This is a genomic window from Alkalibacterium putridalgicola (assembly GCF_900109825.1).
Taxonomy (GTDB): domain Bacteria; phylum Bacillota; class Bacilli; order Lactobacillales; family Carnobacteriaceae_A; genus Alkalibacterium; species Alkalibacterium putridalgicola.
Window position 1 is genome coordinate 1 of sequence record NZ_FOBL01000001.1, and the last position, 12455, is coordinate 12455.

Below are 12455 nucleotides of genomic sequence, written 5' to 3' on the forward strand. Positions count from 1 at the left end.
CTGCCCGTTCAATTGTGACAACTTTCGGTGGATCATCAAGGGTCAATTTGTTGTAATCAAGCTTTGTGATATCTGTCCCTTTAGGTTGACGATCACCCGCATCTTCCAGCCAGGTAATATAATCATTTAAAAGTTGAATTAAACTGTTTTGCCACTTGATTTTATTAACTAAATACATGATAATCTGAAGTAGATTAGGCATCTCTTTTCACTCCTTAAGTGATGAATGTTTGTTTTGGTGAACTTCATTTTATCAGATTAAGGGGGGAAGAGGTGCCTTTTTGCATTTTAATTGATAGAGCAACGATAGTTGCATTAAAACAGCACGAAAAAACAAGAAAATTGGTAAGTACTTACTATAAAAAGGAGGTGAAATAATGAATTTTAAACAGATGATTCTTTTAGAGCATGTTTTAGACATAATAAACTATGAACAAGATGGATTTGATTTAGCGTTGGTCTTCAAAATTGATAACATTCTCTACACTGGAAATTTCTTACAAAAAGTAAAAAACGGAGGATCTACTAAGCGCTTAGCTTTCAAGTCTCATCCCATTAAAGGTTACGAACTCAAAGATCATATTTTGCTATTTAAAGAAAATGATATGGATGAACTTATTAGAGATAGGTTCTTAAGAATGGCACATGTAGATGAAGATAAAAAGAAGCTCAAAACTCTTGTTGATAATCCATCAATTTTATTATCAAAATTAGTTGAGTTTGTTTACACATTAACACCCGATGATTATCTTGATCATAATTATCATATAACTAATTGCATTCACAAAATGTCTAACATAGATAGTGATGATGAAATGTATTTTTATTATGTTGAAGAAAACATCTACCCAATTAGTTTAGTTACACTTTAATATATGAATATACCTTACCGCCTTGAAAAAGGCGGTTTATTCATTTGCCTCACAGTTTGAGTTGAAACTTCCTCTTGTTATGTGATCATACATTTTTAATTTTTCATTATAGATACAAAACCTTTACCTTGACCTATTAAGTTGTTTCTCACATTAATTAAGATATCGCTGTCCACGTTTTTGTATCCATCAATTATCAATACATTTTGTAATTTTAATTTTTCTTTTGCGATGTCGGGTCTTAAACATAGATTGTGTGTTGGCTTGTTAGCTACAGATGGATACAGCCATGCATCTTGAACATCCCTTGGTGGGAGATCAAAATAAAACTTAGCAATTATCTCAGAAACCTCATATAAGTGTTCTTTACCTTTACCTACATCTCTAGTAAACTCTTCTTTTAAAAAACCACTCAATATTCTTAATTTTAATCTCTCACCATTATCAAATGACGAATAGTCATTTTCAATGCCTATATTGATTGCTTTTATTTCATCTATAGATTCATAACAGATGAGAGCAAAAGCATCTTCCTCATGAACTTCGGTTTCTTCGATAGCAGTTTCTAAATCAAAACAAGTATATAACAGGGATTCAAAAGTTTTATTGAGTCTCTGTCTCTTGACAAATTTTCCAGGTGGATTCCATGCATCTTGTAATATTTTAAAATCTTTATTTGGAAACTCTGCGTTTTCTAGCTTTCTAATTCTGTAAAGAGCAGTTCCCTCTGGAATACTACTAATAAAAGATAAAAGAACACTTTTATTATCAAATGAAAGTACTTTATTAATTTCATTAGTGATATCCTGACGCTTCATTTTTCTTGTATTTAGTTTTTTAAAAGAATCAATTTTATCTAAAAGTTCGTGTATTTCTACATTAAAAAGATACTCGCTCAATTGAACACCATATTTTTCTATACTCATATAGTTCCCTCCATAATAGAAGTATACTATACGCTGATTCACTTTTAAATACTTTCACATATGATAGGATAATAGTAACTCCAACCAACGCCGTCCTTTCCTTTACTTAGATATTCGCTATTATTAAGGTCATATTTTTCTAACCATTTATTGATGGCCTCATCTGAAGATTTCGCCAATATAATTAATGTTTTTTCGTTATGAATTTCTACATCCTCCATGACACCTCCAACTTTAACAAACACTTTGTATTTATTTAACTTTTTTTCTATATAGATTGTCAGATTTTCCCCCATAGCATACTCCTGTCTTGACAAAATAAAAAAGCTGGTCACATATGACTACCTTCAAGCCAATGTATTTTAATTTACTCAACAATTAGGTGGCCTTGAGCGTTGAATCGTAATCAAGTATTTCCGATAGAATAGCTGCTTCAGTTCGTTGACCGAACAGGCGGTAGAAGGTATAGGTAGTATAAGTGATATTGTTTTCTTTCTTAAGTAGCTTCTTCCAGTAGCGTTTTAACCGTCGATACTTTTTCTGATCTTCGCCATTTGAGTTATTCAGTTGGTTCATTATTGTCACCCGTGTATTATTCATGGAGCGATTAATATGTTGGATAATGTGGCAACGATCGATGATCACATGAGCGTTAAGAAATAGAGTGGGTATGAAGCTCATATAACTGGCATTCATGTCTATCGTTATCGTCTTCACTTCGCTTCTTTGCTTGAGGCTGTACCGAGACAAGAAATGTTGAGTGACAAAACGACTGTCTTTAGAGGGCAAAATATCCATAATATCGCCCGTCTCCGCATCAATATATTCGAAGGCCATGCGCCCACTGGCGTATTTAAATTCGTCAAAAGACAAGTTTTCGGGAAGTGAATAGTAATGTGGCCGGTAACGTTCATCTTCTGCTGTAAGGACACGCTGAACACTCGCTTCTGATACATTCGTTTCCTTGGCTATATCTTTGATCGATCGGGTTTCACCGGATTGAGTCAGAATTTGTACTTTTATGTAATTCGAGATGAAGCAATTACGTTCAACGATGGGTGTCCGAGCGGTAAAACTTTTACCACAGCCCTTGCACATAAAGCGCTGTTTTCTGATACGCAAGTATGTAGGCAAGATCCCCGCCATGGGAAAGATTACCCGAGAGGTCTGAGTGCCGTTTTTATAGATACTGCAGCCTACGTGAACATTCTTCAGGAACATAAGACAATGTGCAGTCAATGAAATTACATTTCCTCCCCTTAAAGTCACCTTTGGTGACACAATTACCAAAAAAAGTGAGATGTTTATCTTGAATATCTAGAATGTTTCGCATATCATTTGTAGTAGGCAAGTGAGTTCCTCCTTAGGTGATGTTTTCGTCGACTATTATTCTACAGGAGAACTCACTTGTTTTCTAATATAGATAAAAGGACGTTAGTGAGATTCTCTCTCACCAACGTCCTTTATTGTACAACCAAAAAACTTCCACCAATCGCCGTCTAATGATGGCAAAATGATGGAAGTTTCCAATTTATAAGGTTAATCAATTGTCAAATCTATTGATATATCAACGTTTAGTCTTCATCCAGGTCAAGAACGGCCATGAAAGCTTCCTGCGGGATCTCTACATTCCCGACATTCTTCATGCGTTTCTTACCGGCTTTCTGTTTCTTCAGAAGTTTCTGGCGACGTGTGACGTCCCCGCCGTACAGCTTGGCTGTAACATCTTTACGGTAAGCTTTAACAGTCGAACGGGCGACGATGCTCTGTCCGATAGTCGCCTGGATCGGGATCTCGAACTGCTGTCGTGGAATGGTTTTCTTCAACTGTTCAACGACTGAACGTCCGCGGTCATAGGAGAAGTCTTTATGCACGATAAAGCTCAATGCATCCACTCTTTCTCCATGGATCAGGATGTCCATCTTCACAAGATTACTCTGACGGTACCCCGCTTCACTGTAATCAAGCGAGGCATAGCCTTTGGTACTTGATTTCAGGCGGTCAAAGAAGTCATAAACTATTTCAGAAAGCGGAATGTTATACATGACATTCACTCGGACGTCATCAAGATATTCCATTGTCAAGAATTCTCCACGCTTACGCTGAGAGATCTCCATGACTGCTCCAACGTAATCATTGGGAACTGTGATGGTGGCCTTGACATACGGTTCTTCGATCGTCTCGACTTCCTGAGGTTCCGGCATTTCTGACGGATTGGAAACCATGATCGTTTCACCGTCCGTCTTATTGATCTTGTAGATAACGGAAGGCGCGGTCGTGATCAAGTCCAAGTTGAATTCACGTTCCAGTCGTTCCTGGACAACATCCATATGCAGCATACCTAAGAAACCACAGCGGAAACCGAAGCCTAATGCCTGAGATGTTTCTGCTTCATACTGCAGAGCTGCATCATTCAGCTGCAGGCGTTCAAGCGCTTCTCTTAAATCTTCATATTTTGAAGAATCAGTCGGATACATTCCGCAGAATACCATCGGATTCATGTGACGGTAACCTGGAAGTGCTTTTTCTGTTGGGTTGTTGGCTAAAGTCACCGTATCACCGACACGTGTTTCACGAACGGTCTTGATATTCGCTGTGACATATCCTACGTCACCGACCATCAAGTAATCCCGTTCGATCGGCTTAGGCGAGAATACCCCGACTTCTGTGACTTCAAAGGTCTTGCCGTTACTCATCAGTTTGATCGTGTCGCCTTTTTTCAGTGTGCCATCCATCAGACGGATACTTAAAACGACGCCTCTATAAGGATCGTAAGCTGAGTCAAAAATAAGAGCTTTCAGTGGGTTGTCGATATCCCCTTCAGGTGCGGGAACTTTCTCGACGATCTGTTCCAGGATCTCTTCGATACCGATCCCGGTCTTGGCACTCGTTAATACGGCTTCACTGGCATCGAGTCCGACAACGTCTTCGACTTCTTTACGGACACGTTCCGGATCGGCAGCGGGCAAGTCGATTTTATTGATGACTGGCAGGATCTCCAGATCATTATCCAAGGCTAAATAAACGTTGGCTAAAGTCTGTGCTTCCACGCCCTGAGCTGCATCGACGACTAAAACGGCCCCTTCACAGGCAGCCAGACTTCTGGACACTTCATACGTAAAGTCCACATGCCCCGGTGTATCGATAAGGTGCAGGATATAGGTCTCGCCATTTTTGGCTTTATAGATCACTTCAACTGTATTCAATTTGATCGTGATACCACGTTCACGTTCCAAGTCCATCGAATCAAGTAACTGGTCCTGCATTTCACGGTCAGCAACGGTGTGTGTCAGCTGAAGAATACGGTCAGCAAGGGTCGATTTCCCATGGTCGATATGTGCGATGATAGAAAAGTTTCTGATTTGTTTCTGTCGTGCTCGCGCTTGTTTTTTATCCATTTCTCTGTTTCCTCATTCCTCTAAAACATTCCATCCTATTATACCAACGATTAAGGCAGAGTACAATTACTTTCACTAAGACAAAAAGAAGGGGAACACTCTCAAAATCGCTAAGAGTGGCCTCTTCTTTTCAAATAACATGTTATTTACCTTGTTTCGCTTTTCCTGTCCAGCGAAAACTAGCCTGACCTCTCACAAAAAAGAGAAATATGCTACCAGTTTATGCATGTTGACCGACTACACTAGTGAAACAATATCAAGCTTTGTGATCGATTAAAAGGTAACCACGGTCGCTATGCTCCCCTGGTACTTTTCAACTAAGTAGGAACATGCTAGTTGAAAAGCAATTTTTGTCGAGGTCAAAACGGCTTGTTACGCTTTTCCTGAAATTCAGCGTTTGTCTTTAAAGGCGTCTTTTACTTTCGAAAAAAATGAGCTGTCTCCTTGTTCAACGACGTTATCGTAATCACTGGCTTCAGCAAATTTTCGCAAGTGTTCAGCCTGGTCTTGAGTCAGCTTGTCCGGTACGACGACCTTCACTTTGATGTGCTGATCCCCGTTGCCCGTTCCTCTAAGGCGTGGTGCGCCTTTTCCTCTTAAACGGAAAGTCGTGCCGGGCTGGGTTCCAGCCGGTATCTTAAACTTGACTTTGCCATGTACGGTCGGCACTTCCAGTTCGTCACCCAGAGTCGCCTGCACCATGTTTATCGGCAGTTCATAGTAGATCTCTGACCCTCTGCGTTCGAATGTTTTCGATGCTTTCACTCTGAAAATGACATACAGATCGCCGTAAGGTCCGCCGTTTTCACCCGCATCTCCCTGATTCTGAAGACGCATCTGATTACCGTCTTCCACACCGGCAGGTACCGTCACTTTTACAGAATGCTGCTGTTTCGTGTGTCCGTCACCGTGACAGACCGGGCATTTTTCTTTTATTTCTTTTCCTGTTCCATTACATGTCGGACAGACTTGCTGTGTCATGACACGGCCGAATGGTGTGTTTCTTTCAGCATTCACTTGCCCGGCACCATGACAGGTTGAACAGGTCTGTGGACTTGTTCCAGGTTTTGCTCCACTGCCGTTACAGTTATCGCATTCTTCTTCTCGGTTATAGCGGATTGTTGTTTCTTTTCCGAAGATCGCTTCTTTAAATTCCAGATCCATTACATATTGCAGATCTTCACCTTGACGCGGAGCGTTCGGATTTCTTCGTCTTCCGCCACCGCCAAAGAATTGTTCAAAGATGTCTTCGAAACCGCCGCCGCCAAATCCGCCGCCAGCGCCTCCGAAACCACCACCGAAACCGCCGCCGGCTCCAAAGTTCGGATCGGTAGATGCATGTCCATACTGGTCATATGCTGCTCGTTTCTGTTCATCGCTTAATACTTCATATGCCTCAGATATCTTCTTGAACTTATCTTCCGCATCGTCTGCTTTGTTGATATCCGGGTGATATTTCTTTGAAAGCTTGCGGTAAGCTTTTTTTATTTCATCCTGGGAGGCATCTTTCGAGACACCAAGCAGGTCATAAAAATCTTCTTTCTCAGCCATAGTATTCCTCCATCGTTATGATCGATCCGGTAAACCATCTCTCACGTCGATAAAGAACGATCAGATGGATACCAAAAAGAAAGAAAGCACTTTTGAAAACTTAAACTAAGTGCTTTCTCCTTTTTGTTATCGACTTTCTTATTCTTCGTCGTCTACTTCTTCGAAGTCTGCATCTACGACATCGTCAGAAGAACCAGCTTCAGCTGAGTCTCCAGCTTGAGCGCCTTCAGCTTCTTGCTGAGCAGCTGCCTGTTCGTATAATTTCACTGACATTTCTTGAACGATTTCGTTCAAGGCATCGCGTTTCGTCTTGATTTCTTCAGTGTCATCATTTTCCAAGGCTGCTTTCAGTTCGTCGCGGGCTTCTTCAGCCTTTTTGACGTCTGCTTCGTCGACTTTACCTTCCAGTTCTTTCAAGGTCTTGTCGATCTGGAAGACTAGCTGATCAGCTTCGTTGCGCAGTTCTACTTCTTCTTTGCGTTTCTTGTCTGCTTCAGCATTTTCTTCCGCTTCTTTGACCATGCGTTCGATATCTTCATCAGATAGACCAGAAGAAGATTTGATCGTGATCTTCTGCTCTTTACCTGTACCTAAGTCTTTCGCAGATACGTTGACGATACCGTTTTTGTCGATATCGAAAGATACTTCGATTTGAGGAACGCCACGTGGTGCTGGTGGAATATCCGTTAACTGGAAGCGTCCAAGTGTTTTGTTGTCTTTAGCCATTGGACGTTCACCTTGAAGCACGTGTACATCTACGGCTGGCTGATTGTCAGCAGCTGTTGAGAAGACTTGTGACTTGCTTGTAGGGATCGTTGTGTTTCTGTCGATCAGTTTAGTAAATACGCCGCCCATAGTTTCGATACCTAATGATAACGGTGTAACGTCAAGCAGGACGATATCTTTCACATCACCTGAGATGACGCCGCCCTGGATCGCAGCACCCATCGCTACAACTTCGTCAGGGTTGACTGAACGGTTAGGCTCTTTTCCTGTTTCTTTTTTCACTGTATCAACGACTGCTGGGATACGGGTGGATCCACCAACAAGGATAACTTCGTCAATGTCTGATTTTGATAAACCGGCATCTTTCAATGCTTGACGGACAGGTTGTTTCGTACGTTCAACCAGGCTGTCTGTGATTTCATCAAATTTAGCACGTGTCAGAGTGATTTCCAGGTGCAATGGACCTGATTCGCCGGCAGAAATGAACGGCAGGCTGATTTGTGTTTGAGAAACACCTGACAAGTCTTTTTTAGCTTTTTCAGCAGCATCTTTCAAACGCTGAACAGCCATTTTGTCTTTAGACAGATCTACGCCGTTTTCTTTTTTGAATTCAGCAACAAGATAATCGATGATCTTCTCGTCAAAGTCATCTCCACCCAGGTGGTTGTCACCGGCAGTAGCCATAACTTCAAAGACACCGTCGCCCAGTTCAAGAATAGAAACGTCGAATGTTCCGCCGCCTAAGTCAAAGACCAGGATTTTTTCATCTTTTTCTACTTTATCCAGACCATAAGCCAGTGATGCAGCTGTTGGTTCGTTAACGATACGGTCTACTTCAAGTCCAGCGATCTTACCGGCATCTTTAGTTGCCTGACGCTGTGAATCGTTGAAGTAAGCAGGGACAGTAATAACAGCATTTGTTACTGTTTCACCTAGATAGTCTTCAGCATAATCTTTGATGTGCTGTAAAATGAATGCTGAGATCTGCTGTGGTGAATAGCTCTTGCCTTCTGCTTCAACTTTGTAGTCTTCACCCATGTGACGTTTGATCGAGCTGACCGTGTTCGGGTTAGTGATCGCCTGACGTTTAGCAACCTCGCCCACTTGTACTTCGCCGTTTTTAAATGAAACGACAGATGGTGTTGTACGGTTCCCTTCTTTATTAGGGATGATTTTAGCTTCTCCGCCTTCTAAAACGGCAACTGCTGAGTTTGTTGTTCCTAAGTCGATACCAATGATTTTTCCCATGATTTATCTCACCTTTACTTTGATTTTTATAATGTAACAGATACTTTTGCAGCACGTAAGACACGTTCGTGCAGTTTATATCCTTTTTCAAATACTTGAGCGACTTCATTGCTTTCCTGACCTTCATTAGCCGGTACTTGCGTATAGGCTTCATGATAGTTAGGGTCGAACGGTTCGCCCAACGGATCGATCACTTCGATCCCTTCTTTTTCAAAAGCCTGAAGGAAACTGCTGTGAACCATTTCGATTCCTTTTTTCAGGTTCTCTCCAGCTTCAGTATCAGCTTCTATCGTCAAGGCTCTTTCCAGATTATCCAGAACAGGAATAAGTTCCTTGGCCAGTGACTGAGAGCTGAAACGACGCAGATCCTGACGTTCACGCTCCTGGCGCTTGCGTATGTTAGCCAGTTCTGCCTGAAGTCTAAGGTAACGGTCAGTCACGTCATCCAGTTCTTTGTAAACTTTATCCAGTTCACTCTGTTCTGATTTTCCAGCTGGATCTGTGCCTGCTGTTTCTTCTTCGATGATCACTGATTCTTTCTCAGCAGCATCTTCCTGTGACGTTTCGTCTGTCTCTTCCTGCTTGCGCTTCTCTTTATTATCTTTCACAACTCTTCCTCATTTCCTGATTATTCTAAATAATACTCCAGTAGTGTGTGTGTCAACTGTTTTCTAAACACATCAAGTACACCGAACGTTTCGTCATAAGCCATACTCGTTGGTCCAAGTACTGCGATGACACCTTTTCCATAGCTTCTCACGTTGTAGGTCGTCGTGACCAGACTGAAGTCTTTCAGTAAGTCATGATTTATTTCTTCCCCGATTTTTACAACGAAGTCATCATTGATCTGATCGACCAGCGCGTATAGATCGCCACTGCTGTCCAGCATCGTATACAACGATTTCAGTTTTTGGGTGTCAATATTCTCAGAAAAATCCAGAATATTCAGTTTGCCGGAAATGTGATGTCTCGACTCAGTTGATTCTTTAAAGACTGATTCGATGGATAAAAACATTTCTGCGGCATTTGACGCGTATTTCCTGATCAAGAGAGGAATGTCACGCTGGAGTCTTCTGGCCACTTCAGTTAACGTATGACCAACTAAATGGTGGTTGAATATGTTAGTGACTTTTACCAGATCAGCCTCATTGATCGTCTTAGGCATGCGGAATACTTTATTTTCTATCGTCCCTTTGTCTGTCTGAATGATAGCCATGACATGGTTGTCATTCAATGCCAGAAGTCTAAACCCAGTCAGGCGACTTGTTTCAGCCCTTGGTCCCAAGACAATAGCCGTGTAATTTGTCAGATCAGACAATAGCTGAGCCGACTGATGCATGATATCGTCCATTTGCTTTACATGGTTCCCTAATACGTCACTGATGATCTTCATCTTATCCTTAGCCACTTCCTGCGGCCGCATAAGATGGTCGATATAGAAACGGTATCCCTTGAGAGAAGGTATTCTTCCAGACGACGAATGTGTCTTCTGAATGAATCCCAGCTTTTCAAGCTGACTCAGTTCATTTCTTATCGTAGCTGAACTGGCTTCGATAGCCGTGTCGATCAGAATGGTTTTCGAACCGATCGGCTGACCCGTTGATGTATACAGTCGAATGAGAGCATCTAGAATAATTAATTGTCTCTTTGTTAACATGTGTAATCACTCCTTGATGCATCCTGCATCATTAGAGACTAGGCAAAGCACAGTAAAGGTCCTCTGCGCTTTGTTTCTGTGAGCTTTCATTAAATTAGCACTCGAAGTTATCGAGTGCTAACACATCTATAATTTAACAAATCTATTGATTACTGTCAACAATTAAATCTGATTTATTTTGACCTTTGACAAACTTTCTTTAGCATCCAGTTCATCCTGGTCCAGTCTTTCGATCAGCTCTTCGGCAGAATTGAATTTTACTTCATCTCTCAGATAATCGACCCATTTCACTTTGACGTCCTCGCCGTATATATCTTCATTGAACTCAAAGATATGTACTTCTATGGAATAACTTGGTCGATGTCCGAATGTTGGGTTGTAACCGATCGATGCCATCCCATCCAGCCATTTTCCGTCTACCCATAATTTAACGGCATAAACTCCGCGTTTAGGTACCATAACATAGGGGTGAGGATAGATGTTTGCAGTCGGGTATCCAAGGTCTCTTCCTCTGGCATCTCCGTGAATGACGAATCCGCTCGTTTCATAGATATAACCGAGGAGTTCATTCGCCTGTTTCAGTTTTCCTTCACTGATATACCGGCGGATACGCGTTGAACTGATTTTATCTTCTGCATCGACTTTTTTATCCACTTTGACGATTTCAAATCGCCCTTTTGCATATACCGGCATGGTGTTCATATTCGCTTCTGCTGCTTTTCCGTAGGTATAATCAAAGCCGGCGACAACGACTTTGGCATTCCATCCAACGATATACTGATCGACAAAGTCCTGAGGAGACAAGCGGCCAAAGCGTGCAGTGAACGCCACTTCATAAAGAATATCGACATCTAAATTTCTGATGATCTCTTCTTTACGATCAAGAGGCGTCAGATACGTATGTTTATCCGGATCGAAACTGCGGTAGACAAAAGCAGGGTGCCGGTTGAACGTCATGACAGCACATTTCAGTCCTTTTTCCTTTGCTATTTCTACACCTTGGCTGATAACCGCCTGATGCCCTCGGTGTACGCCATCAAAAAAACCTAAGACCAGAACGATTTCTTCGCTGCCTATCTCTTCTTTTTTATAGGGATGATGAATTCTTCTGATATCCATCTTTACACCACCATTTCATTTCTCAAAACCTTTGCCGGTTTTATAAGGTCTTTCTTGGTCGGGTGGACCTTATAAATGGCTGCGGCCTTGTCCATATAATAGAAGACGATTTCGTCTTCTTTATTTTTCATATACTTCTCCCGTTCAAGACGGCTTCCGTTTTTGACCAGAAGGTATTCTTCTTTAGTCAGATCATATCTCGGCATATGAACGAGTGCACGTTCAAGCGGAAGAATGTGATCATCAATGCTGCCAGCATCGACCAGTGACTGGATCTGAGTGAGCGTCAATGCTTCTTCTCGGTCAAAGCCACTGCTTGCTTCTCTGGTCAGATCTGACATATGTGATGGAACACCCAGTTTTCTGCCGACATCGACTGCAAGGGTCCTCACATAGGTTCCTTTGCCGCATACGACCTTGAAAGAAAAAGACAATGTGGCGTTCTCCTCATCCCTCTTTACGTCGGATGTCCGGTCGAAGGAATGGATCATCACTTCTCTGGAAGGTCTGTCAATGACTTTTCCTTCTCTGGCATATTCATATAAGCGTTTGCCGTTTATCTTCACTGCGGAATACATCGGAGGTGTCTGCGTGATGACCCCATCGAATTCGGATAATACCCTGTCGATAGACGCTTCATCGATTTCACTGCTCACAGGTTCCTTTTCAACGATCTCGCCCGAACGGTCTTCTGTCGTCGTTGAGAATCCAAGCGTGATCTCTCCGGTATAGATCTTTTCAGAATCCATCATGTATTCGATGACTTTTGTTGCTTTACCGATCGCTACTGGCAAGACTCCGTCAACATCCGGATCCAGCGTGCCGGAATGGCCGATTTTTTTCATTTTAAGTATTTTTCTTAATTTAAAAACACAATCGTGACTTGTCATGCCTCTTTCTTTCCATATAGGTAATAATCCTTCCATCGTATCCTCCTTGATCTATTCCATATTAAAAA

General features: G+C 41.8%; 11 protein-coding genes and 1 pseudogene. 1 reads left to right on the forward strand and 11 read right to left on the reverse strand.

What is annotated here, in order from left to right; genetic code table 11:
- A partial coding sequence (locus tag BMX84_RS00005; RefSeq protein ID WP_143058645.1) for a hypothetical protein occupies positions 1-202 on the reverse strand: 202 nt, incomplete at its 3' end.
- A 175-nt stretch (positions 203-377) separates the two neighbouring features.
- Between BMX84_RS00005 and BMX84_RS00010 the strand changes: the two genes are divergently transcribed.
- The gene (locus tag BMX84_RS00010) at positions 378-872 is read left to right on the forward strand and encodes a hypothetical protein (protein ID WP_091485649.1); all 495 of its coding nucleotides are present in this window, start codon (positions 378-380) and stop codon (positions 870-872) included.
- 95 nt (positions 873-967) lie between these two features.
- On the opposite strand, the gene BMX84_RS00015 is transcribed toward BMX84_RS00010, so the two are convergent.
- The 10 genes and pseudogenes from BMX84_RS00015 to truB form a co-directional block, all read right to left on the reverse strand.
- Positions 968-1798 (reverse strand): RES domain-containing protein, encoded by an 831-nt coding sequence (locus BMX84_RS00015; protein ID WP_091485652.1) that lies wholly within the window; start codon positions 1796-1798, stop codon positions 968-970.
- A 44-nt stretch (positions 1799-1842) separates the two neighbouring features.
- Complete coding sequence (locus tag BMX84_RS00020; protein ID WP_091485655.1) at positions 1843-2094, reverse strand: hypothetical protein; 252 nt, start codon at positions 2092-2094, stop codon at positions 1843-1845.
- An 85-nt stretch (positions 2095-2179) separates the two neighbouring features.
- Positions 2180-3149: pseudogene (locus BMX84_RS00025) on the reverse strand (transposase); the annotation flags it as partial.
- Positions 3150-3372: 223 nt separating this feature from the next.
- On the reverse strand, positions 3373-5196 hold the full coding sequence (gene lepA, locus BMX84_RS00030) for a translation elongation factor 4 (RefSeq protein ID WP_091485662.1): 1824 nt from the start codon (positions 5194-5196) through the stop codon (positions 3373-3375).
- A gap of 390 nt (positions 5197-5586) precedes the next feature.
- Positions 5587-6747 (reverse strand): molecular chaperone DnaJ, encoded by a 1161-nt coding sequence (gene dnaJ, locus BMX84_RS00035; RefSeq protein WP_091485665.1) that lies wholly within the window; start codon positions 6745-6747, stop codon positions 5587-5589.
- A gap of 138 nt (positions 6748-6885) precedes the next feature.
- Entirely contained in the window at positions 6886-8721 is a 1836-nt protein-coding gene (dnaK, locus tag BMX84_RS00040; protein ID WP_091485668.1) for a molecular chaperone DnaK, read from the reverse strand.
- Between the two features lie 26 nt (positions 8722-8747).
- Complete coding sequence (grpE, locus tag BMX84_RS00045; protein ID WP_091485671.1) at positions 8748-9329, reverse strand: nucleotide exchange factor GrpE; 582 nt, start codon at positions 9327-9329, stop codon at positions 8748-8750.
- Positions 9330-9349: 20 nt separating this feature from the next.
- The gene (gene hrcA / locus BMX84_RS00050) at positions 9350-10378 is read right to left on the reverse strand and encodes a heat-inducible transcriptional repressor HrcA (protein WP_091485673.1); all 1029 of its coding nucleotides are present in this window, start codon (positions 10376-10378) and stop codon (positions 9350-9352) included.
- Positions 10379-10540: 162 nt separating this feature from the next.
- Positions 10541-11497: a riboflavin biosynthesis protein RibF gene (gene ribF / locus BMX84_RS00055; protein WP_091485676.1), complete on the reverse strand. Its 957-nt coding sequence runs from the start codon at positions 11495-11497 to the stop codon at positions 10541-10543.
- 2 nt (positions 11498-11499) lie between these two features.
- The gene (truB, locus tag BMX84_RS00060; protein ID WP_091485679.1) at positions 11500-12423 is read right to left on the reverse strand and encodes a tRNA pseudouridine(55) synthase TruB; all 924 of its coding nucleotides are present in this window, start codon (positions 12421-12423) and stop codon (positions 11500-11502) included.
- Positions 12424-12455: the final 32 nt, after the last annotated feature.

Coding starts and splice junctions, on each gene's coding strand:
- ribF (WP_091485676.1), bottom strand. CDS start 11,497: ATGGATATCAGAAGAATTCATCATCCCTATAAAAAAGAAGAGATAGGC.
- BMX84_RS00020 (WP_091485655.1), bottom strand. CDS start 2,094: ATGGGGGAAAATCTGACAATCTATATAGAAAAAAAGTTAAATAAATAC.
- dnaJ (WP_091485665.1), bottom strand. CDS start 6,747: ATGGCTGAGAAAGAAGATTTTTATGACCTGCTTGGTGTCTCGAAAGAT.
- hrcA (WP_091485673.1), bottom strand. CDS start 10,378: ATGTTAACAAAGAGACAATTAATTATTCTAGATGCTCTCATTCGACTG.
- BMX84_RS00015 (WP_091485652.1), bottom strand. CDS start 1,798: ATGAGTATAGAAAAATATGGTGTTCAATTGAGCGAGTATCTTTTTAAT.
- BMX84_RS00010 (WP_091485649.1), top strand. CDS start 378: ATGAATTTTAAACAGATGATTCTTTTAGAGCATGTTTTAGACATAATA.
- dnaK (WP_091485668.1), bottom strand. CDS start 8,721: ATGGGAAAAATCATTGGTATCGACTTAGGAACAACAAACTCAGCAGTT.
- truB (WP_091485679.1), bottom strand. CDS start 12,423: ATGGAAGGATTATTACCTATATGGAAAGAAAGAGGCATGACAAGTCAC.
- lepA (WP_091485662.1), bottom strand. CDS start 5,196: ATGGATAAAAAACAAGCGCGAGCACGACAGAAACAAATCAGAAACTTT.